This window comes from Halorubrum trapanicum (assembly GCF_017873555.1).
Taxonomy (GTDB): domain Archaea; phylum Halobacteriota; class Halobacteria; order Halobacteriales; family Haloferacaceae; genus Halorubrum; species Halorubrum trapanicum.
The window spans coordinates 405604-425589 of record NZ_JAGGKE010000001.1 but is presented as its reverse complement, the minus strand read 5'-3'; the positions used below and the strand labels follow the sequence as shown (position 1 = coordinate 425589).

General features: G+C 68.5%; 22 protein-coding genes and 1 pseudogene. 11 read left to right on the top strand and 12 right to left on the bottom strand.

The genetic code is table 11. From position 1 onward, the window contains the following. Positions 1-6: 6 nt before the first annotated feature. From J2744_RS02075 to J2744_RS02060, 4 genes and pseudogenes are all read left to right on the top strand, one after another. Entirely contained in the window at positions 7-1143 is a 1137-nt protein-coding gene (locus tag J2744_RS02075) for a sulfatase-like hydrolase/transferase (RefSeq protein WP_209543812.1), read from the top strand. A 3-nt stretch (positions 1144-1146) separates the two neighbouring features. After that, entirely contained in the window at positions 1147-2610 is a 1464-nt protein-coding gene (locus J2744_RS02070) for an oligosaccharide flippase family protein (RefSeq protein ID WP_209543810.1), read from the top strand. Between the two features lie 69 nt (positions 2611-2679). Next, positions 2680-3312, top strand: a pseudogene (locus J2744_RS02065) (IS6 family transposase). Positions 3313-3411: 99 nt separating this feature from the next. Further along, positions 3412-4329, top strand: a complete 918-nt coding sequence (locus J2744_RS02060) for an NAD-dependent epimerase/dehydratase family protein (RefSeq protein WP_209543808.1) — start codon at positions 3412-3414, stop codon at positions 4327-4329. Between the two features lie 34 nt (positions 4330-4363). On the opposite strand, the gene J2744_RS02055 is transcribed toward J2744_RS02060, so the two are convergent. The 3 genes from J2744_RS02055 to J2744_RS02045 all read right to left on the bottom strand — a co-directional run bounded on the left by J2744_RS02055 (position 4364) and on the right by J2744_RS02045 (position 6106). Beyond that, positions 4364-4777 carry a type II toxin-antitoxin system VapC family toxin gene (locus tag J2744_RS02055; protein WP_209543800.1) on the bottom strand — a complete coding sequence of 138 codons (414 nt, stop codon included), beginning with the start codon at positions 4775-4777 and terminating at the stop codon, positions 4364-4366. Next, positions 4774-5007: an antitoxin VapB family protein gene (locus J2744_RS02050; protein WP_209543797.1), complete on the bottom strand. Its 234-nt coding sequence runs from the start codon at positions 5005-5007 to the stop codon at positions 4774-4776. Before J2744_RS02050 ends, J2744_RS02055 begins: the two co-directional genes overlap by 4 nt. Before the next feature lie 127 nt (positions 5008-5134). Next, entirely contained in the window at positions 5135-6106 is a 972-nt protein-coding gene (locus J2744_RS02045; RefSeq protein ID WP_209543795.1) for a phosphoadenosine phosphosulfate reductase family protein, read from the bottom strand. A gap of 134 nt (positions 6107-6240) precedes the next feature. Between J2744_RS02045 and J2744_RS02040 the strand changes: the two genes are divergently transcribed. After that, positions 6241-7584, top strand: coding sequence for an alkaline phosphatase family protein (locus J2744_RS02040; protein ID WP_209543793.1), 1344 nt, complete (start codon positions 6241-6243; stop codon positions 7582-7584). Positions 7585-7635: 51 nt separating this feature from the next. Here J2744_RS02040 and J2744_RS02035 read toward each other — a convergent pair whose 3' ends face one another. From J2744_RS02035 to J2744_RS02025, 3 genes are all read right to left on the bottom strand, one after another. Next, on the bottom strand, positions 7636-9057 hold the full coding sequence (locus J2744_RS02035) for a hypothetical protein (protein WP_209543790.1): 1422 nt from the start codon (positions 9055-9057) through the stop codon (positions 7636-7638). Continuing rightward, positions 9054-10175, bottom strand: coding sequence for a M48 family metalloprotease (locus J2744_RS02030; protein WP_209543781.1), 1122 nt, complete (start codon positions 10173-10175; stop codon positions 9054-9056). The genes J2744_RS02035 and J2744_RS02030 overlap by 4 nt, the downstream gene beginning before the upstream one ends. 133 nt (positions 10176-10308) lie before the next feature. Next, positions 10309-11160: a DUF7847 domain-containing protein gene (locus J2744_RS02025; protein ID WP_209543772.1), complete on the bottom strand. Its 852-nt coding sequence runs from the start codon at positions 11158-11160 to the stop codon at positions 10309-10311. Between the two features lie 120 nt (positions 11161-11280). On the opposite strand from J2744_RS02025, the gene J2744_RS02020 reads away from it, so the two are divergent. From J2744_RS02020 to J2744_RS02010, 3 genes are all read left to right on the top strand, one after another. Next, positions 11281-11838, top strand: coding sequence for a TIGR04206 family protein (locus J2744_RS02020; protein WP_209543770.1), 558 nt, complete (start codon positions 11281-11283; stop codon positions 11836-11838). Positions 11839-11945: 107 nt separating this feature from the next. Beyond that, the gene (locus J2744_RS02015; protein WP_209543768.1) at positions 11946-12836 is read left to right on the top strand and encodes a ZIP family metal transporter; all 891 of its coding nucleotides are present in this window, start codon (positions 11946-11948) and stop codon (positions 12834-12836) included. Positions 12837-12887: 51 nt separating this feature from the next. Continuing rightward, positions 12888-13097, top strand: a complete 210-nt coding sequence (locus tag J2744_RS02010; RefSeq protein ID WP_209543765.1) for a hypothetical protein — start codon at positions 12888-12890, stop codon at positions 13095-13097. 34 nt (positions 13098-13131) lie between these two features. Here the strand turns inward: J2744_RS02010 and J2744_RS02005 are convergent, their stop codons facing one another. The 4 genes from J2744_RS02005 to J2744_RS01990 form a co-directional block, all read right to left on the bottom strand. After that, a complete protein-coding gene (locus J2744_RS02005) occupies positions 13132-13461 on the bottom strand; it encodes a hypothetical protein (protein ID WP_209543763.1) in 330 nt (109 codons plus the stop codon). Then, entirely contained in the window at positions 13458-13781 is a 324-nt protein-coding gene (locus J2744_RS02000; RefSeq protein ID WP_209543761.1) for a MarR family transcriptional regulator, read from the bottom strand. The genes J2744_RS02005 and J2744_RS02000 overlap by 4 nt, the downstream gene beginning before the upstream one ends. 108 nt (positions 13782-13889) lie before the next feature. Then, positions 13890-15077 carry a chorismate synthase gene (gene aroC, locus J2744_RS01995; RefSeq protein ID WP_209543757.1) on the bottom strand — a complete coding sequence of 396 codons (1188 nt, stop codon included), beginning with the start codon at positions 15075-15077 and terminating at the stop codon, positions 13890-13892. Positions 15078-15155: 78 nt separating this feature from the next. Then, positions 15156-16295: a S1C family serine protease gene (locus J2744_RS01990; RefSeq protein WP_209543755.1), complete on the bottom strand. Its 1140-nt coding sequence runs from the start codon at positions 16293-16295 to the stop codon at positions 15156-15158. Between the two features lie 133 nt (positions 16296-16428). Here J2744_RS01990 and J2744_RS01985 point away from each other — a divergent pair, with 133 nt between their 5' ends. Further along, a complete protein-coding gene (locus J2744_RS01985) occupies positions 16429-16650 on the top strand; it encodes a hypothetical protein (protein WP_209543752.1) in 222 nt (73 codons plus the stop codon). Between the two features lie 91 nt (positions 16651-16741). Continuing rightward, entirely contained in the window at positions 16742-17518 is a 777-nt protein-coding gene (locus J2744_RS01980) for an enoyl-CoA hydratase/isomerase family protein (protein ID WP_209543750.1), read from the top strand. A gap of 369 nt (positions 17519-17887) precedes the next feature. Here the strand turns inward: J2744_RS01980 and hpt are convergent, their stop codons facing one another. Next, a complete protein-coding gene (hpt, locus tag J2744_RS01975; RefSeq protein WP_209543748.1) occupies positions 17888-18457 on the bottom strand; it encodes a hypoxanthine/guanine phosphoribosyltransferase in 570 nt (189 codons plus the stop codon). 468 nt (positions 18458-18925) lie between these two features. On the opposite strand from hpt, the gene J2744_RS01970 reads away from it, so the two are divergent. Continuing rightward, on the top strand, positions 18926-19603 hold the full coding sequence (locus J2744_RS01970) for a DJ-1/PfpI family protein (RefSeq protein WP_209543746.1): 678 nt from the start codon (positions 18926-18928) through the stop codon (positions 19601-19603). 36 nt (positions 19604-19639) lie between these two features. Here J2744_RS01970 and J2744_RS01965 read toward each other — a convergent pair whose 3' ends face one another. Further along, positions 19640-19951, bottom strand: a complete 312-nt coding sequence (locus tag J2744_RS01965) for a transcriptional regulator (protein WP_209543743.1) — start codon at positions 19949-19951, stop codon at positions 19640-19642. Positions 19952-19986: the final 35 nt, after the last annotated feature.

The window sequence follows — 19986 nt, the reverse complement described above, 5'->3', positions numbered from 1 at the left end:
CGGACGATGAGCCCGCCCGCCCTTCTCGTCACCGTGGACTCCCTACGCTACGACCACTACCAGTACATGCCTGAGACGCGGGCGTTCCTCGGCGAGGCCCACCCAGCGACGTTCGCGACGAACACGGCGACACCATCCTGTTTCCAGTCGATCATCGGTGGGGTCTATCCGGACGAGGCAGGCGTGACGCCCGAGGAGAGCTTCGTGCCGAAGGTCGACGCCGGCTACAAAATTGGCGTTTCGACGAACCGCTTCCTCTCCGAACGCTACGGCTACGACGCGGGTTTCGACCGCTTCGTCGAACCCGAGCGCGACGGATCCTCGCTGAAGGACCGGGTTGCGGCGAACATGACGCCTCAGAGCACCGTCTACGGAATCGCCTCGCGGGCGTACAACGCATACCAGAGCCTGCGGGGCACGGTTGGAGACGCCTCTCGCGACTACCGACCCGCGGCCGAGGTCATCGACGACCTGTTGGAGGACGTCGCGACGGAGGCGCCCGACGGCGACTGGTTCGGCTGGCTCCACTTTATGGAGCCTCACCACCCGTACAACCCAGACGACGCCCCGGTCTCGCGGACGGAGGCCCAGAAGGTCACCCGCCGCCTGCTCGACGGCCGCGGGAGCGAGGACGACGTCGAACTCGGACGTGAACTCTACCGGGGCGAGGTTCAGGAACTGGATGACCGCCTCGCGCGCCTCTGGGAAGCGGTGCCCGACGAGACAAGAGTGTTGTTCTGCGCGGACCACGGCGAGTTGCTCGGTGAGTACGGTGAGTGGGGCCACCACGCGACGATGTGCCCCGAGATACTGCGCGTGCCAGCCACCGGGCGGAACCTTTCTGTCGACCTTGCCGACAGCGAGGTCCGGAGCCTCGTGGATATTCCCTCTGTATTTCTGGGCGCTGAACACGGTGACGGGGATCTCTCGCGAGGTACCGCGTTTGCTGCGTCGAACGGCAGCCATGCCGCGATGAACGCTCAGCACTTTGCCAACGCAGAGGGCATTCGCACCCTCGACGGCGAAACAGCGACGGACCGTGACCTCGAACTCGCGTTGGAGGAGTGGGCCGCCACCGCAGCAGAGCCCGTCTCGAAGGACCAACTCCCTGAAGACGACCTCGAAGCACTGGGCTACAAGTAACGGATGGCGGAGAACACCGCTGACCTCGATCTGGGTAGCGAAGCCCTCTCCTCGGTCGCAGCGAAATTTACGATGTCCGGACTGGGGTTCGTCGGGGTGGTGTTATTCGCTCGCGTCCTCGGCCCCGCGGGGACGGGGCGGTACTACTTCGCGCTCGCGATAGCGCTCCTCCTTGTCCGCGTCGACGCGGGTGTCGGGGTTGCCCTGAAGAAGCGCGTCAGCGAGGCGGGTGCGGACCCCCGTCCGTATCTGGCAGTGGGGATAGCGTTCCACCTCGCGTGGGTCGTCGTCGTCGCGACTGCCACGTTTGCCGTCGCGTACTACACCTCGTTCTTGCCAATGACGCCGCTCGTCGTCACGGCCGTCGTAGCCGTGCTCGCCACGGTCGGACTCTTCCAGATACTCAATCGCTTTTACGCCGGGCTGGGATACCCGAGCCGCTCGCTGTGGGCCGACACCGTCCGGAGCGTACTCACACTCGGATTCCAGCTTCCGCTGTTGTTCGCGGGCTACGAAGCGTTCGGCCTGCTTGCTGGCCTCGCTGGCGGAACGCTCATCACCGCGCTCGGAGTGTTTGCTGCCGCCGGCGTCCGACCCAGACTCAAGGGATTCGGTGACACTAGCGAGGACCTCTTCGTCTTTGCGCGCTACTCTGTGCCGACCGCTGTCGTCGAGGACTTCTACAAGCGTGTCGACGTGATCCTCATCGGCTTCTTCGCGGGGGACGCGGCAGTGGGATTCTACGAGACGGCGCTCCGGATCGTCACGCCGGCCCAACAGCTCTCGGGGAGCATCTCAAACGCGCTCGGAGTGAAAGTGAGTGGACTCACCTCGCTCGGCCAAGAAATCAGGGAGGATGTAGTGAACACCGTCGCATACTCGGGGCTGCTTGTCCTCCCGATGTTCTTCGGTGCGCTGGCGATGCCAGCGGCACTAATGCGGACCTTTTTCGGGTCAAGCTTCGGCGCTGGGGGAGCCGCACTCGTTGGTGTGGCCGGCTTCTTCATCTTCTACATCTATCAGGACCCGTTCGCGACGGCGCTCGAAAGCTCTGACCGGCCGCAGTTCGTCTTCCGACTCCGGACAGCGGCACTCATCATCCACCTTCCGCTCGCCGGTGTGCTCGGTTACTACTGGGACGGCCTGCTGGGGATTATTGCGGCGACCCTTTTTGTCGAAGTAGTAGTATTATTTTCCTACCAATACTTAAGCAAAAGAGAGTTGGGCGGTATCATCCTCCCTTGGCCGCTGTGGGCACAGTTCGGGAGCGCAGTACTGATGTACATCACTATCATCGCCGTCAGGCCCTTGATTGCGCTGTCGTGGTGGCTCCCGGTCGTCGGACTTATCGGTTTCGGCGCTGCCGTCTACTTCGGTACATTAGCCGTTCTTAGTCCGCACTTTCGACTAACGCTCGGCAATGTTCTCCTCCCCGCCCTCAGGCGGATCAAAGAGCGTATCGCGTGATTTCGAGGTGTCGGTGGGGTAGTGTTGAGATAAGGCCGGGAATGAGGTGGTCAGAGGATCGAACGGTCTATGCTCAGTTTCGACCGTCTCAACGGCGGTAGCGGCTGTATCGAGTTAGATTTTCTGGAGCGAGAGGTGACGCCCGAACCGGCGATAAAACTCGGTATCCGACTCCATTTGGCTGGAATATCATTTTCGAATACCGTTTCGATAATTGAAAACTTGGATGCCGATCCCCGTTGAACTACAGTCCACCGAGGGGTACAAAAAGCCGATTTACAGCCGACAGACGGTCCCAACTCGAGTCTCGTCGCGGTCGATGAAGTCGTGATAGATCCCAAACCTGAGCGATATTGGCTGTACGCTGCCGTCGATCCCGACACGAACCGCTTGTCCACGTACGGCTCTATCCGAGAGAACAAACGCGATCATATCGATGTTTCTCTCAGAACTGCGTGAAAAACACCAGATTGACAACCCGGTCTTTCCCGTCGAGGGTGCGCCATGGTTACACGCGGCCTGTCATCGCCACGGGTTCCGATTCCAACACGTCACATATGGGACTCGAAATGCTGTCGAACGTGTCCTTCATGAAGTAAAGCAATGAATAAACCACTTCTCAAATACGTTTTGCCACGTCGAACCGATACCGCCGAAAACCGGTTACAATCGTTTGTCTTGGCATGGGATCAGCTTATCTAAGTACCATTTACAAGAGTATCCACAAGTTAACATTTCATCTCCACTCTCTGTCGACGCCGGACCGACACGATAATCCGGACGCCCGAACGAGCGTAACCCATGCAGGACAAACGCGTCCTCGTCACGGGCGGCGCCGGCTTCATCGGCTCGAACCTCGCGAACCGCCTCGCGGCCGACAACGACGTGATCGCGGTCGACGACACCTATCTCGGGACGTCCGAGAACCTCGATTCCGACGTGGAGTTCGTCGAGGCCTCGGTCGTCGACGGCGAGTTCCCCGTCGACGTCGACGTCGTCTTCCACCTCGCCGCGCTCTCCTCGCGGAACATGCACGAGTCCGACCCCCAGCGCGGCTGCCGGGTCAACGTCGAGGGGTTCGTCAACACCGTCGAGCGCGCCCGCGAAGCGGGCTGTGACACCGTCGTCTACGCCTCCACTTCCTCGATCTACGGGAGCCGCACCGAACCCTCCCCGGTCGACATGGACGTCGAGGCGCGCACCGCCTACGAGGCCTCGAAGCTCGCTCGCGAGCGCTACGCCGAGTACTACGCGAACCACCACGAGATGAACATGGCCGGCCTCCGGTTCTTCTCGGTGTACCAGGGGTTCGGCGGCAACGAGGAACACAAAGGCGAGTACGCGAACACGGTCGCGCAGTTCGCGGACGCCATCGCGAACGGCGAGGCGCCCGAGCTGTTCGGCGACGGCAGCCAGACCCGCGACTTCACGCACGTCTCGGACGTGGCCCGCGCCTGCGAGCTGGCGGCCGACCACGAACTGACGGGCGTGTACAACGTCGGCACCCAGGAGGCGTACTCGTTCAACGAGATGGTCGCGATGATCAACGACGCGCTCGGCACCGACATCGACCCCGTCTACATCGAGTGCCCCTTCGACGGCTACGTCCACGACACGATGGCCGACTACTCGACGTTCCACGAGGCGACCGGCTGGGAGCCGGAGATCGGCTTCGAGGAGGGCGTCGAACTCGTGTGTGAGCCGTACCGCGACGAGTAGTTCTTGGGAACGCCAGGCGGTACTCGGCCACCGTTCAGAATTCCGCCCAGTCGACGACCGGCACGTTCTCGATGCGCTCGAAGTGATCGACGTTCGCCGTCAACACCGGCAACTGCTGTGCGCGTGCGGTCGCGCCGATGTACACGTCGTGTAAGTCGTCGAGCCGCTGCCCGTCGTCTCGGAGATCCGCGATTATCTCGGCGGCCGCCGTCGTTATCGGCCGTGAGATCGGGTACACCTCGAAGCGCGCGAGGAGTCGATCAAGGTCGTCCATCGCCTGTCGATACGCGTCGGTTCCGCGATCGTACTGTAGTTCGACGCCCAGTCGGAGCTCCGTCACCGTCACCATGCTGAGCGCGTGGCGACCCTGCTCGTCGAGGGCCTGTACCTTCTCGTCGATACCGCCGCGGTCGATGTCGACGACGACCGATGTGTCGAGCAGCTTCATCGATCAGTCGCTCTGTCGGTCAGTCGATCCAGCGTCCCGTCGCTCAGCCGCTCGATCTCGGCGTCGACCTCAGCGTACGTCTCCGGGTCGAGCACCTGCTGTCCGGTCACGTCAGCGAGCCGGCCCCCCTCGTCCAGCGTGTCGGCGATGAGATCGCTGAAACTCCGATCGCCCTTCTCGCGTTTGAGCCGGCGGTACACGTCGTCGCTGATCGAGATATTCTTGCTCATGACTTACGTATGGGTACCCATACATAAATACGCTCGCGTGGGTGTAGACACGGAATCGGTACGCGGCCATGTTTGACTCGGCTCTTTCACACGATCAAAAAAATCCGGTCGAAGTCTCGGCCGAGCGTTACATGTAGCCGAGGTCGCGCAGGCGCTCCATCAGGTCTTCTTTGTCCTGGGCGCGGCCGGCGCGCTCGGTCGTGCCCTCGAGGTTCTGGAGCCACGCGGGCTCTTCGGTCGTCTTCTCCGTCGAGACCTCGCTGCCGAGCGAGCGGAATCCGGCGAAGTACTTCGGCGAGATGGGTACGTCCGCTTGGGTGACCCCCTCGGGGAGGTCGTCGTCGGCCTGCGGGATGTACCCCTCGTCGGGGAACGCGTCGACGGTGTCCGGCACCACGAAGTTCCAGAAGGCGTCCCACACGTCGGTCTCGGCGAACTGGAGGATGGGCTGGATGCGATCGTGGGGCGGGAACAGATCAGGATCGTGGCGCGGCGAGAAGAACGTCTCGTCGGCGCGGGCCTCCTGTTCGTCCCAGCGGACGCCCGAGATGACGCCGTCGATGTCGTACTCCTCGAGTGCGTCGTTGAGCGCGACCGTCTTCAGCAGGTGGTTCCCGACGTAGGTGTCCAAGAGGAACGGGAACGCGTCCTCTTCGAACTCCAGGATCTCTCGGATGTGGTGCTGGTTGTGCTCCGAGAGCGCGTCGACGGGGATGTCGTCACCCGGTTCGAGACCGTGCTCTTCGACGTACGCGCCGACGTCGTCGTTGCGGGCGTACACGAGGTCGATCCCCCACTCGTCGGCCCAGTGCTCGACGAAGTCGGTGATCGAGTCGAAGTGCTGGAAGTGGTCGATGAACACGGCGGTGGGCTTCTCGTAGCCGTACTCTTCGGCCACCTGATTGATGAAGTACAGCGTCAGCGTGGAGTCTTTGCCGCCGGTCCACATCACCGCGGGGTTGTCGTACTGTTCGAGCCCGCGGCGGGTGACCTCGACCGCCTTCTCGATTTTGTGCTGGATCGACGGGTAGTCGTCGGGACTCTCGCCCTCGCCGTCCGTGTAATCGACGTCGACGCTCGCCGGGAAGTCGTCGCTCATACGCCGAACCCGTCGGCGCGAAGGGAGATATGCCTTCTGAATCTCGGCCGCGGGCGACCGCCGACGCGTGGGCCGTCGCCGCCGCGGTCTCGTGGAACACAAGGGATATGTCGACCGCCGCGGAACCAGCGGACATGGGTCTGTTCGACCGGCTCCGCGGCGACGACGACGGCCGCGTCGTCTTCCTCGGAATCGACGGCGTACCGCTCGATCTCGTCGAGGACCATCCCGACGTCTTCGAGAACCTGACCGACATCGCCGAGACCGGCTCCGGCGGGCGGCTGGAGAGCATCGTCCCGCCGGAGTCGAGCGCGTGCTGGCCGAGCCTCACGACCGGCGTGAACCCCGGCGCCACGGGCGTGTACGGCTTTCAGGATCGCGAGGTCGACTCCTACGAGACGTACGTCCCGCTCGGGCGCCACGTGAAGGCGACCCGGCTGTGGGACCGCGTCACCGACGCCGGCCGCGACGCGACCGTCCTCAACGTTCCCGTGACGTTCCCGCCGTCGACGCGGGTCCAGCGGATGGTCTCCGGTTTCCTCTCGCCCGACCTCGACGCGGCCGCGAGCGACGAGTCGGTCCGCGAGACGCTCGACGGCTTCGACTACCGCATCGACGTCAACGCCAAGCTCGGCCACGACGACGACAAGACGGAGTTCGTCGAGAACGCGTACGCGACCCTCGACGCCCGGTACGAGGCCTTCTCTCACTACCTCGCCGAGGACGACTGGGACCTCTTCTTCGGCGTCTTCATGAGCACCGACCGGGTGAACCACTTCCTGTTCGGCGACTACGCGAACGACGGCGAGTACGCCGAGGAGTTCCTCGAGTTCTACCGGCGGCTCGACGGGTACATCGGCGAGATCCGCGACTCGCTGGACGACGACACCACGCTGATCGTCGCCTCCGACCACGGCTTCACTGAGCTGAACTGGGAGGTGAACTTCAACCAGTTCCTCGCCGACGAGGGGTGGCTCTCCTACGAGGACGCCGACCACGACTCGCTCACGGACATCGACGACGAGACCCGCGCGTACTCGCTCATTCCCGGCCGGTTCTACCTCAACCTGGAGGGACGCGAGCCGAACGGCGTCGTTCCCGAAGCGGAGTACGAGGAGACGCGCGAGGAACTCATCGACGACCTCGAATCGCTCACCGGGCCGGACGGCCGAGAGGTGTGCAAGCGGATCGTGAAAGGCGAGACCGTCTTCGACGGCGACCACGACGAGATCGCCCCGGACCTGGTCGTCATTCCCGCGGACGGGTTCGACCTCAAGTCCGGCTTCTCGGGCAAGGAGGCCGTCTTCACCGAAGGCCCGCGAAACGGGATGCACAAGTTCGAGAACTCGCTGCTGTACGCGACCGACCCCGACCTCGACCTGACCGACGCGAACCTCTTCGACGTGACCCCGACCGTCCTCGACCTGATGGACGTCGACGTCGACGCCGAGTTCGACGGCGAGAGCCTGCTGGGTTGACGCGTCGCGGTCGGCTCGCTCGATCTCGCTTCTTCCCGACCGATTTCGCTTCTACCCGAGCGGCGACCAGCGCTCGCCCGGGGTCGCGCGGAACCCGTACGCCGTGCCGCCGTCGAGGGCGACCAGCCGCCCGCCGATCGCGAACAGCTCCGACGGCTCGACGCCCTCCGGGAACGGTGTCTCCCACCGAACCGACCCGTCGGTACCGACGGCGACCATCCGGGCTTCCGCGTCGTCGAATCCGTCCCCGCGCTCCGCGACGTACGCGCCCCGCTCGTCGACGGCGAGGTGACCCCGGGGGAGATCCGACCGCTCGAACGCGACCTCGCCCGCGTCGACGTCGACCCCGACGACCGTCCGCCCGTGCGAGTAGTAGAGGCGTCCCTCGCCCGAGACGTGAGGCGGTCGGCTCTCGGGGGCCTGCGCGTCGAGCGCGAACCGGCGTTCGAGTTCGCGGTCGTATCCGGTGAGCGTCCCGTCGGCGCCGCCGACCGCGACGGTGCCGTCGACGGCGACGATCCAGTCGTTCGCGTCGTCGACGGCACGCTCGACGCGGCGCGCTCCCGTCCGATCGTACCCGACGACCGTCGCGTCGCCGTTCTCGGTTGCCGCCGCGTCTCCGGGGATCAGAACCCACACGGTAGCGTCGTCGACCGCGACGCGCGGCGTCGGGTCGGCGGGGGACCCGCCGCTCTCGTCGGTCCACAGGTCCGGGACCGCGAGCGCGCGGTCGCCCGTCTCCGCGTCGACCGCCGCGATCCCGTGCGCTCCCACCGCGACGACGATCGAGTCGCTCGCGCGGACGCCGCGGAGGGACGACCCACCCCCGTCGGTCGTCCCGTCTCCGTCGGTCGTCTCGTCCCCGTCGGCCGTCCCGTCTCCGTCGGTCGTCTCGTCCCCGTCGGCCGTCCCGTCGTTCCCGGACCCGCCCTCGGATCCGGTCGCGAGGAGCGATCCGGCGTCGATCCGCCAGCGGACCGCGCCGTCCGCCGACTCCTCCGTCGAGCCGTCGCTCCCGGCGGGATCCGCCTCGGACGAACCGCCCGCTGACGGTTCCCCTTCCGACAGGTCGACCGCCGTCAGTCGATCCCGTTCGAGCGGGAGGAAGACGGCGTCGCCGCCGACCGCGGGCGCACCGACGGCCTGCCGTTCCGTCTCGCCGACGCTCCGGAGAGTCCCGTCGGGCGTGAGGACCGAGACGGCCGCGTTCTCGACGTCGCGCCAGACCTCCTCCTCGAAGTCGTAGTCGCGCCCGGACTGGTTCTCGACGGTGACCAGCCGATCCTCGGCCGGGAGGGACCGCCTGTCGGAACCGAACGCCAGGCTCCCGACCCGGAGCGACTCCCGCCACGCGAGGTCGCCGCCGCCCGGGACGTAGCCGCAGCCGGCGGTCGCCGCCGCGAAGGCGGTCGCGACGCCCGCGAGGAACCGCCGGCGGGTCGGCGGCGACGAGGGGCGTTCGTCGCCCGTCACGCCTCCTCACCCGCCAGCTCGCGGAGCCGCGCGATCCGCTCTCGGGTCGGCGGGTGCGTCTCCGGGAACACGTCCGTGCTGACCAGCTCCTTGTCGCCGAACGCCCGGGCCTCCAGCGGCGCGAGGTACAGCGCCTCCGCGCCGCCGTCGAGCTCGCGGAGGTCGCTGTCGGGCACCTCCGGCATCACCTCGTCGACGGTCCGCAGGGCGCTCGCCAGCGCGGCGGGCGAGCCGGTGATCTCCGCGGCCCCGCGGTCGGCCGCGTACTCGCGGTATCGCGAGAGCACGCGGTGGATCAGGACGCTCCCGACCCAGAACATCGCGGAGACGGTGAGCGTCAGCAGCGCGCTGACGGTGATCACGACGAGACCGACCGCGAGCGCGCGCCCGTCTCGGTCGCCTCCGCCCCCGCCACCGCCGAATTGGAGGAGCTTGAACAGGCCGTAGAGGACGTAGAAGGCGAGGGCGGCGACGTAGTAGGTGACCGTCGGCAGCACCCACGCGACCGTCATCAGGCTCGCGTCGCGGTTCGCGAGGTGCGACAGCTCGTGGGCGAGCACGGCGTCCAGCTCCTCGTCGTCGAGCCGGTCGAGGAGCTCCGTTGTGACGACGACGGTGCCGTCGCCCGACGTCCCGACCGCGAACGCGTTCGGGAGCTCGGTTCGCTTGACGGCGATATCTGGGACGGGCACGTCGGCCTGCGCGGCCAGCCGCGTCACCGCGGCGCGGAGTTCGGGGTACTCGTCGGCCGAGACGCGCCGCGCGCCGACCGAGCGCAGCACGGTCCGCGGCCCGTACCGGTACTGGACGGCGAGTCCGCCGAAGACGACGACCGCGAGGAAGACGGGATCGACGTACACCTCGCCGGTGTAGGGGCGCTCGTTCGCCCACTCCAACAGCGGGAGACCGACCGCGTTGATCAGGAAGACGAACGCGTACACGAACGCGAACGGGAGCGCGACGACCAGCGCGGTCGCGACGAGCATCCGGATCCGGAGGCCGCGGTCGGATCCGAGCCTACCGGATCCGCCGGACGCGCCGGGACCGCGGGAGTCGCTGGCGCCGTCGGCGGACGCCGACCGCTCGGCGCTCCCGAACGAGGGGACGGAGGGCGACATCGGATGTCGATCGACCGGTTCGCCCCCGGCGGTTAAATGCCCTCGGTCCGCGTCGAACGCCGCGGCCGGAGGAGTCCGGCGCCCGTCCGGGTCAGGTGGTTCGACCCGCGGTTCGGACACCGGTGAGTCACGCCTACCGCCCCGCAGCGGGGGTCCGATCCGAGAGCGCGCGGTAGAACGCCACGGAGTAGGTCGCCCACAGCGCGCCGAGGACGCCGGTAACGACCACCACCGCGACCCCGACGCCGACGGCTCCCCCCGTGCCGACCTCGACGGTCGGGACCCACGCCGGGGCGTTTTCGATCGCCGGCGCCGGTGCGAGCGACAGCGACGCGACGGCGACGAGGAGACCGAACGCGGAGGCGCCGGCGGTCAGGAGAACCGTGTACAGGAGGGTGACGCCGAGGTTCGATCGCACGACTCGGACGCTGCGGCGGAACGCGGCGACGAGTTCGGCGTCGTCGACGACGACGGCGTGCGCGTAAAACTGGATCAGGAACGTGACGAGCAGGTACGCGCCGAACAGCCCGACGGCGATGATCGCGAGCACCGCGACGAGCGTCACGTCCTCGGCGGGGACGACGAGGAATCCGGACGGCTCGCTGAGGAGGTTGCCGGCGACCCCGAGGAGCACGCCGACGAAGGCGAGGAAGCCGAACGCGAGGCTCACGCCGAGGACCGCGAGGTACGCGACGAGCAGCGGCAGGTAGTGTTCCTTCCCCGCCGAGACGAGCGTCGCGAGGCCCGTCTTCCGGTCGAGCGCCTCGTCCGCCATCGCGAGCAGGCCGCCCTGGAAGAAGGGGGCGACGAGGAGCAGGATCCCGAACGTCAGCGCCGACACCGCCGCCGAGAGCTCCGGGCTGGCGGCCGGTCCCACGAGGAGATCGGGGAGCTGTGCGAGCGCGAACAGCGCCGAGACCCCGACGAGAACGGGGTTCTTCGCGACGGCACCGACCGCGGGTCGGATCGAGCGGAGGGCTGGCATGGGCGGTCGTTCTCGCGGGGAACGCTTAAAATCTCTCGACGCCGCGGCGACGCTCGCCGTCGCGGCTGACCTCGGCCGCGTTTTCCGACCATACTTACTTCCGAGGGTCGAACCGCTCGTATGGTGAGACCGGGCGGCGGTTCGCGGTCGGCCGCGGAGTCGGCGTCGCGATCCGGGTCGGGACCGGAGAGTCCGTCGACCAGCGGGCGCGTCGAGTGGCTCCTCGTCGTCGGCCTGCTCGCGGTCCCGATGGTGGTCGTTCCGGGCGGCGACGACGCCCCGACGCTGGTGAGCCTCTGGGGGTTCGTGACGCTCGGCGCCGACGGGGGCGGCGTCGGCGGCTACCCGGTGTGGGCGTATTTCCTCGACCAGCCGCGCCCGTTCGCGACGCTCCCGCCGTCGATCCGGGCGTGGCCGCTCGCGGTCGGCTTCCACCTGCTCGCGGCCGGTAGCGCCACGGGCGGGGTCGCGCTCGGGCGAGAGGACCGGCGGGTGACGGGCGGACTGCTCGTCCTCGCCGCGGCCGCGACGCTGTGGGTCGCCGCGGGACTGGGGGTGCGCTTCGGCGTCGGGGCGACCGCCGGCTGGCTCTCGGTCCTCCCGGTGAGCGCGGTCGCGACCCTCGTCGTCGGTCTCGCCGCCTACGGCCGCGACCTCCGGCGCGTGGCGGTCCGCTGATCGCGATCCCCGGCGACGGCCGCCGCTCCGACGGCCGCCGGCCCGGTGTCCGTCGCCCCGGCGTCCGCCCCCGGCCCTTTATCAATCCGTGTGCGGTTGCGAAACGCATGACGACGCTCGCGACGGTCCTCGGCGTGACAGGTGTCGCGGGACTGGCGACCGGTCTCGGAGCGCTCCCGGTGTTCTTCCGGAACCGCGTGACTCACCGCGTCTACGACGCCGCCCTCGGGCTGGCGGCCGGGCTGATGGTCGCCGCCAGCGTGTTCGGTCTCGTGATCCCCGGCATGGAGGAGGGGACGCTCCGCGCGGTGATGGCCGGGGTGCTCCTCGGCGGCTTCGCGCTGCTCGGCGGGAACTACCTCATCCCGCACCTCCACGCGGAGTACCGAGAGTGGTTCGCGGAGGGGGGCGCGACCGACGACGACGTGGCCGTGATGGAGACCCCGGCAGCGGATCCGGTCGCCGAAGCGACCGGCCGAAGCGATGAAAGCGACGCCGGCGCCGGGACGGCAGCGGACGACGCCGGACTCCTCGCCGAGCGCGAGTCGTCGCTCCGGAAGGCGCTGCTCATCGGCGGGGCGATCACCCTCCACAACGCGCCGGAGGGGCTGGCGATCGGCGTCGCGTTCGCGTCCGGGTTAGAGGAGGTGGCGCTGCTGCTCGCGATCGTCATCGGTCTCCAGAACGTTCCGGACGGCTTCGCCTTCGCGGTGCCGATGGCCGAGACGGGGATGCCGAACCTCCGAGTGGTCTGGTACACCACTCTCTCGGGGGTCGTCCCGCAGGTCGTCGCGTCCGTCTTCGGCTACTCGCTCGTCGGACTGAGCGCCGGGCTGTTCCCGGTGTCGTCCGGGTTCGCGGCCGGCGCGATGCTCGCGGTCGTCTTCCGGGAGCTGATCCCCTCCTCGCACGGGCACGGACACGCCGACGCCGCGACCGGCGCCTTCCTCGTCGGCTTCGTGTTGCTCGTCGTCGTCGACGCCGTCGTCGTGGTGTGAGTCGCACGGACGCGCGACGCCTTTTCAAGGCGGTACGCCCTGTCTCCGCCCATGTCCACGACCGTGTCGACGCCCGACGCCGACGAGTCCTGCGCGTACTGCGGCTCGCGGATCTTCGATCACGACCCGATCTGCGTGCGCGACTGCGACGACGGCTGCGGCTCGCCGAGGTACTTCTGTAACTACGCGTGCCTCTCGGCGCACGTCGACGAGAACGACCTCACCGCGGGGAACGCCTGCGAGTGGACGCCGGGGGAGTGAGGACCCAAACCGCTATCTTCCGACCCTTACGCACTCAGCGAACCCCCAGATACCCCGCCGTCGCCCTCGCGATCGCCTCCGTCGTCTCCTCGATGAGCCGTCCCTCCTCGCCGTAAATGTCCGCGTGCCGTATCGTCACGACGGTCCACGGGTTGACGTACGTCTCGCGCGGGAGACCACCGTCGGCGAAGTCCTCCTCTGTGAGCGGGATCGCGGCCGAGCGGCGCGTCGTCGTCGCGGTGACGTAGACGGCCTCCTCGTCGGCGAACGGGTGCGTGTCGTCGTTAATCCGGACGTACGGCCGGAACTCGTTGTCCGCGAACAGATCCGGCCCCTTGACCACCGCCCCGCGTTCCTCGGTCACGCTTCGTCCTCGCCGTAGTAATCGTCCGTCGTCGACGCCGAACTCGCCGCCCGCTGCGCGGCGAACGACGCGAGCCGCTCGTCCTCGGCGATCGCCCAGTACCGACCCCGATGGCGGACGAGTCCGCGGTCCGCGAGTCGCGATAAGACGGCACCGACGCTCCCGCGCTTGATTCCTGTCTCCTCGTGTATCTCGGTTTGTGTGAACGCTTGGTCGTCGTGCCCGGCGAGGAACGCGAGGACCCGATACGGTTGGGTCCCGGGGGCCACGTCGAGTGCCGCCTCCGGTTCGTCGTCGAACGCGTCGATACCGATCGGCATGTGCCATAGTCTGTAATATTCTGTAATAAATTTGTGGGCGAGTCAACGACTCGTCGGCTCTCGAATCCGTTGCCACCGCGAAAAACCGCGCCGAACCAGCGTCCCCCGCTACTCGTTCTCCGGGCTGCTCGGATGGTACTCGGTGTCGTACTGGCCCGGATTCCCGTCCACGCGGTCGGGGTTGATCCGGCCGGCGAGCAGCATGAAGTCCAGGACGGTACAGTAGAGCATCGCCTCGACGACGGGGACGGCCCGCGGCGGGAGGACGGGGTCGTGGCGGCCGACGACTTGGATCTCCTTCTCCTCGCCCGTCTCCCAGTCGGCGGAGCGCTGCTTCTTCGGGATCGACGTGGGGGCGTGCCACGTCGCCTCGCCGTAGATCGGCTCGCCGGTCGTGATCCCGCCCTGAAGCCCGCCGTGATCGTTGCCGACGGGGACGGGGTCGCCCGCCTCGCTCTCGACGTGGTCGAACGACTCGCCGTCGTCGAACGTCCAGTCCTCGTTGCGCTCGCTGCCCGTCACGTCGACCGCGTCCTTCCCCAGCCCGAACTCGACGCCCGTCGTCGCGGGGATCGAGAACATCGCCTGCCCGAGCCGGCTCGGGAAGCCGTCGAAGCGCGGCGCGCCGAGTCCGCGCGGAACGCCCCGACACTCGAAGTAGATCGAGCCGCCGATGGAGTCGCCCGCCTCTTGGTACTCCTCGATCAGCTCCTGCATCTCGGCGGCCGCGTCCGGGTCGGCGCAGCGCACGTCGTTCTCCTCGCTTCGGTCGAGCAGCTGGTCGAAGCTCACCGCGTCGGCCTTGACGTCGCCGATCCGGTTCACGTGGGCTTTGATCGCCACGTCGTGGTCGGAGGCGGCGAGCACCTGCTCGGCGACCGCGCCGGCCGCGACCCAGTTGACGGTCTCGCGCGCCGAGGAGCGCCCGCCGCCGCCCCAGTTGCGCGTGCCGAACTTCGCGGAGTAGGTGTAGTCGCCGTGCGAGGGGCGCGGCGCGGTGACGTACGGCTCGTACTTGCCCGACCGGGCGTCCTTGTTCTGGATCACCATGCCGATCGGCGTGCCGGTGGTGTAGCCGTCCTGGACGCCGGAGTTGACGACGACCTCGTCCGGCTCGCCCCGCGAGGTCGTGATCATCGACTGCCCCGGCTTGCGCCGGTCGAGCTGCGCCTGGATCGCCTCCTCGTCGAGCTCGACGCCCGCGGGGACGCCGGAGACGGTGACGCCCATCGCGTCGCCGTGGCTCTCGCCGTAGGTCGTCAGCTGGAAGAGTCGGCCGAACCGGTTCCCGTTCATACCCGCACGTGTGGCCGGGGGCTTATAGGGGTTGCAATCCGCGCAACGGTGCCGCGGCCGGCGACCGCCGGCGCGGTCTCACGGGTCGGGTCGCTCCCCGAGGGTCACCTCGACGGTCCGCTCGTCTCCGTCGCGAACGACGCCCACGGAGACGGTGTCGCCGGGACGCGCCTCCAGCGCGAGGAACTGCGAGAGGTCGGCGCTCTCGGCCACCTCCGTGTCGTCGAGCGAGACGATGGCGTCGCCGCCGGTCGGGACGCTCGCGCCCTCGACCGTCGTCTCGCCGGTTGCGCCGCGGAGGACGCCGTCGGCCGGGCCGCCGTCGACCACGCCGCGGACGTACACGCCGCGCGCCTCCGGGAGGTCGTTGCCGGCCGCGATCAGCGGGTCGACCTCCAGCACGCTCACGCCCATGTACGAGTGGTCGTAGCTTCCGGACGCGATCAGCTCCGGGACGACCTCGTTGACGAGCCGCGCGGAGACGCCGAAGCCGAGGTTCTCCCCCTGCGTCGCGGTCGCGACGGCGACGACGGTGCCGTCGAGGGTGACGATCGGTCCGCCGCTGTTGCCGGGGTTCAACGCGGCGTCCGTCTGGATCGCGTCGGCGATCGAGTACCGCCCCGCCGCGGTCGACGAGGCGGGAATCGTCCGGTTCCGGCCGCTGACGATCCCCTGCGTCGCGGACCCCTCCAGCCCGAGGGGCGCGCCGACGACGAGCACCTCCGAGCCGATGTCGGGCAGCTCGCTCGCCACCGGGAGCGGGTCGCCGGGGAGGTCGCCGTCCAGTTCGACGACGGCGAGGTCGCTGTAGGGGTCGCGCCCAACGACCGTCGCGTTCACCCAGCGCTCGTCGGCCCCCTGTACCCGGATCGTGTCCGGGTCCCCGATGACGTGGTCGTTCGTGACGAGGCGGCGGTCGTCGTACAGGAAGCCGGACCCCTGTCCGGCCTCGCCCCCCTCGCCGGGACCGAAAATCGTCTCGCGGCTCTCGACGTACGTCTGGACGCGGGCGACGGAGGGGGCGACCGCGTCGTACACCGCGTCGTAGCCGGAGCCGCTCGCCGGGTCGTCGACTGGCGGGTCGGTCTGGGGGACCGCTCCCGCCGCGTCGTTTGCCGTTTCGCCGTCGGTGCCGCCGATCGCGTCGAGACAGCCGGCCGCGGCGACAGCCGCGAGCGCCGCGCCCGAGCCGAGGACCTCGCGTCGGGTGCGCTCCATGTCGCCCGATAGGCGTCGCGTCCGATTAAGCGATCGGGCGCCCGTCTCCGACCGAGACCGGTCTCGCGCCCGCCATCCCGCGATTCGGCGCGCGACCGATGGGGGTATGTAACTCGGCCTCGTTTGTGGGGGCGTGCGCGACCGCCTCACCTCGGACCTCGGCGTGTACGCCCTCTCCGGGCTGTTCTCGCTCGTCGTCTTCGCCCTCGCCCTCGGGATCCTCTCGCGGACGCTCCCCGACGGGCTCGCGAGCCGACAGCTCGGAGGGCTGATCGTCGGCTACCTGCTGTTCGTCGGCGTGTACACGACGGCGTGGTTCATCTACACGGGGATCGACAGCCGCGAAGAGGTTTGACGGGCGCACCGCGGCCGGCCGTCGACGACGTTTCTGGCCCGCCGGACCCGCCTGCCGAACCGTTTTCACGCCCCCCCGTGACGGACCGCGTATGAGTCGGGACACCATCGCCTTCGACGTCGACGACCGCGGCGTGGCGACGATCACCGTCGACCGACCGGAACAGCTCAACGCGCTCACCGTCGAGACGCTCGAAGCGATCGAGGACGCGCTCGACGAGGCGGCCGACCGCGACGCGCGCGTCCTCGTCCTCGCCGGCGCGGGCGACGAGGCGTTCGTCGCGGGCGCTGACATCTCGCACATGGTCGACCTGTCGACGCCCGAGGCGCAGGCGTACGCCGAGCTCGGCCACCGCGTCGCGGACGCGATCGAGACGTTCCCCGCGCCGACTATCGCCGCGGTCGACGGCTACGCGTTCGGCGACGGCTGCGAACTGGCGCTCGCCTGCGACCTGCGGGTCGCGGCCGAGAGCGCGGTCCTCGGACAGACGGAGATCGACCTCGGGATCATCCCGGGCTGGGGCGGCACGCAGCGACTTCCCGCGCTGGTCGGCGACGAGGTCGCCCGCCGGCTGATCTTCCTCGGCGAGCGGATCGACGCGGCCGAGGCCGCCGAGGTCGGCTTCGTCGGCGAGGTCGTCGCCGACGACGCGTTCGACGAGCGGATCGACGAGCTGGCGGGAGAGCTGGCCGCGAAGCCCGCGACCGCGCTGCGGGCCGCGAAGGAGGCGCTGAACGCGGCCGGCGACGGATCGTCGGCGACCGGGCTCGCCTTAGAGCGGCGGGCGTGGGCCGGCCTGTTCGGCACGCACGACCAGCGCGAGGGGATGGCGGCGTTCTTCGAGAAGCGCGAGCCGGAGTTCGAGTAGACAAATCCCGGCCGACTCGGATCTGTTGCGGTGGCGCGCGCCTCCGAGCGCCCTTTGGGCGCGAGGAGCGCGTGCGAGGGACGCGGTGAGCGACGGGCGACCGAAGGGAGCCCGGAGCGAACCGCGAGGCTGGGGAGGCGTGAGGTGCGGTCGCTTGCGGGGTGGGACTCAAAGGGGCAGTCGCGAGGGCGAAGGCGCGCGACGCAAGGACCGCAGGAACGAGTGAAACGAGTGACGAGGACCGCAGCGAGCGCACCGAGTCCTCGCGACTGGGGCTTTGGAAGTGTCCAGCGCCGGTCCGTCGTCGACTACGAATAGAGGTGCGAGTGGAACTTTCGCAGAATTCCCCGCGGATCTGTAGTTAACGACCTATTCGTCGCCCTGGGCGTCGACGACCACGACCTCGCCGTCCTCGACGGTGACGTTGATCAGCGTCTTCACGTTGTAGTCGGTGTCGTCCAGCTCGTTGGGACCGGCCTTCTTGATCACGGCGACGACGTCGACGACCTCCGCGCCGACTTCGTCGGTGAGCGCGTCGAGGATGGCCTTCATCGTGCCGCCCGTCGAGAGCACGTCGTCGAGCACGAGCACGCGGTCGCCCTCCTCGACGTCGTTGATGTACATCTCCGACTCGGAGTAGCCGGTCTCCTGGAACAGCGGGACCTCGCCGTCGAGACCGTACTGACGCTTGCGGATGACCACGAGGGGGATGTCGGTCATCAGAGAGAGCGCGGTGGAGATGTGGATCCCCATTGCCGCGGGGGTGACGATCTTGTCGACGTTCTCCAGCTCCGCCTTCCGGATGATCCGGATGACGATCTCCCGGAGCAGCTCCGGCTCGAGCATGGGGACGCCGTCGCTGATCGGGTGGACGAAGTACTGGTACTCGCCTTTCTCGATGATCGGCGCGTCGAGGAGCGACTGCCGCAACTGGTCCATGTCGCGGGTACTCGGGCGGATTAATAAAGCGTGGCGGTTACGGGATCGCGGTGGGAGACGATGGCACGGAGGACAGCAGCCGAATATTCGTTCGTGAATCACCGGACGACGTGAGCACCGCCGAAGCCCCGGCCGCGAGGCGGACGCACGCTCGGGGCGGTCCTCGTTCGTTCGCTCCGCTCACTCACTGCGGTCCTCCCGTCGCCTGCGTCCGCCTCGCGGCCGCCCCTTCGAGTCCCACCCCGCAAGCGACCGCACCTCACGCCTCCCCAGCCTCGCGGTTCGCTCCGGGCTCCCTTCGGTCGCCCGTCGCTCACCGCGTCCCTCGCACGCGCTCCTCGCGCCCAAAGGGCGCTCGGAGGCGCGCGCCGACCGCACCGCCACGTTCAGTTATAAACCCCGCGCCGTCCCTCGTCGCTGCCGGGCGCGGGCGCCTTTTATATGGCGGTCGCGAATGACGGGGTACACATGACCGAAGCGCTGTTCGTCGTGAGCGAGGAAGGCTACTGGGCCGAAGAGTGTATCGAGCCGCTGACGACGCTGGAATCGGAGGGCGTCGACGTGACCGTCGCGACCCCCTCCGGGTCGCCGCCGGTCGTCGACGAGCGCTCGCTGGACCCCGAGGCTGCGGGCGGCGAGGAGCGAGTCGCAGAGCTTCGCGAGGTCGACGAGGAGCACCCCGGCCTCAACGATCCGGCGCCCGTCGCGACGGTCGACGCCGCCGACTACGACGCGGTCGTCTTCCCCGGGGGCCACGGCACCGTCTGGGACGTGAACCAGGACCGTCACGCCCGCCAGCTGCTGCTCGACGCGGTCGCGGGCGAGGAGGGCGTCGCCCTCGTCGTTTGCCACGCGGTCGGCATCTTGGCGTTCACGCGCGAGGCCGACGGGACGCCGCTCGTCGAGGGGCGCGCTATCACCGGGTTCCCGAACGAGTGGGAGGAAGACATCGTCGACGAGAACGACGTGATGCCCGACGGGCGGAAGCTCCCCTACTGGGTCGAAGACGAGGTCATTCTCGCCGGCGCCGACTTCGACGCCGAACTCGACGCCGACACCAGCGTCACGGTCGACGGCGACCTGATCACCGCCCGCGGCCCGGGCTCGTCGGCGGCCGCGGCCGCGACGCTGCTCGACGAACTGTAGGCGCTTCGGTCGGGACGCCGGCCCCGAATCGCCCGGCTACCGGATCACGAACGCCGGCTCCTCGATCCGCTCGCACTTACACTCCGGACACCGCGACGGATCGTTGACCGGGTCGTCGAAGCGGTCGAACCCGCACTCGCGGCAGGTCGGCGGGGCGACGAGGAACTCCTCGCCCTCGTCGCCGGCTCCGTCGCTTCCGGGTTCCTCGTCGTCCGCGACCGACCGCGAGACGTGTTCGAGGTGTTCGTACACGACGGGCGTCGGCAGCGACAGCGCCGCGGCGAGGTCGCTCGCGGTCCGGGGTTCCTCGCGGAGCGCGTTCGCGATCCGCTGACGGGTCGTCTCCATGCGCGGACTTCGGCGCCGACGGGGAAAACCGTCCG

Excerpts from the sequence above, each read along its gene's own strand:
- J2744_RS02075 (WP_209543812.1), top strand. The coding sequence starts at position 7 with ATGAGCCCGCCCGCCCTTCTCGTCACCGTGGACTCCCTACGCTACGAC.
- J2744_RS02070 (WP_209543810.1), top strand. The coding sequence starts at position 1,147 with ATGGCGGAGAACACCGCTGACCTCGATCTGGGTAGCGAAGCCCTCTCC.
- J2744_RS02060 (WP_209543808.1), top strand. The coding sequence starts at position 3,412 with ATGCAGGACAAACGCGTCCTCGTCACGGGCGGCGCCGGCTTCATCGGC.
- J2744_RS02055 (WP_209543800.1), bottom strand. The coding sequence starts at position 4,777 with ATGAAGCTGCTCGACACATCGGTCGTCGTCGACATCGACCGCGGCGGT.
- J2744_RS02050 (WP_209543797.1), bottom strand. The coding sequence starts at position 5,007 with ATGAGCAAGAATATCTCGATCAGCGACGACGTGTACCGCCGGCTCAAA.
- J2744_RS02045 (WP_209543795.1), bottom strand. The coding sequence starts at position 6,106 with ATGAGCGACGACTTCCCGGCGAGCGTCGACGTCGATTACACGGACGGC.
- J2744_RS02040 (WP_209543793.1), top strand. The coding sequence starts at position 6,241 with ATGGGTCTGTTCGACCGGCTCCGCGGCGACGACGACGGCCGCGTCGTC.
- J2744_RS02030 (WP_209543781.1), bottom strand. The coding sequence starts at position 10,175 with ATGTCGCCCTCCGTCCCCTCGTTCGGGAGCGCCGAGCGGTCGGCGTCC.
- J2744_RS02025 (WP_209543772.1), bottom strand. The coding sequence starts at position 11,160 with ATGCCAGCCCTCCGCTCGATCCGACCCGCGGTCGGTGCCGTCGCGAAG.
- J2744_RS02020 (WP_209543770.1), top strand. The coding sequence starts at position 11,281 with ATGGTGAGACCGGGCGGCGGTTCGCGGTCGGCCGCGGAGTCGGCGTCG.
- J2744_RS02015 (WP_209543768.1), top strand. The coding sequence starts at position 11,946 with ATGACGACGCTCGCGACGGTCCTCGGCGTGACAGGTGTCGCGGGACTG.
- J2744_RS02010 (WP_209543765.1), top strand. The coding sequence starts at position 12,888 with ATGTCCACGACCGTGTCGACGCCCGACGCCGACGAGTCCTGCGCGTAC.
- J2744_RS02000 (WP_209543761.1), bottom strand. The coding sequence starts at position 13,781 with ATGCCGATCGGTATCGACGCGTTCGACGACGAACCGGAGGCGGCACTC.
- aroC (WP_209543757.1), bottom strand. The coding sequence starts at position 15,077 with ATGAACGGGAACCGGTTCGGCCGACTCTTCCAGCTGACGACCTACGGC.
- J2744_RS01990 (WP_209543755.1), bottom strand. The coding sequence starts at position 16,295 with ATGGAGCGCACCCGACGCGAGGTCCTCGGCTCGGGCGCGGCGCTCGCG.
- J2744_RS01980 (WP_209543750.1), top strand. The coding sequence starts at position 16,742 with ATGAGTCGGGACACCATCGCCTTCGACGTCGACGACCGCGGCGTGGCG.
- hpt (WP_209543748.1), bottom strand. The coding sequence starts at position 18,457 with ATGGACCAGTTGCGGCAGTCGCTCCTCGACGCGCCGATCATCGAGAAA.
- J2744_RS01970 (WP_209543746.1), top strand. The coding sequence starts at position 18,926 with ATGACCGAAGCGCTGTTCGTCGTGAGCGAGGAAGGCTACTGGGCCGAA.
- J2744_RS01965 (WP_209543743.1), bottom strand. The coding sequence starts at position 19,951 with ATGGAGACGACCCGTCAGCGGATCGCGAACGCGCTCCGCGAGGAACCC.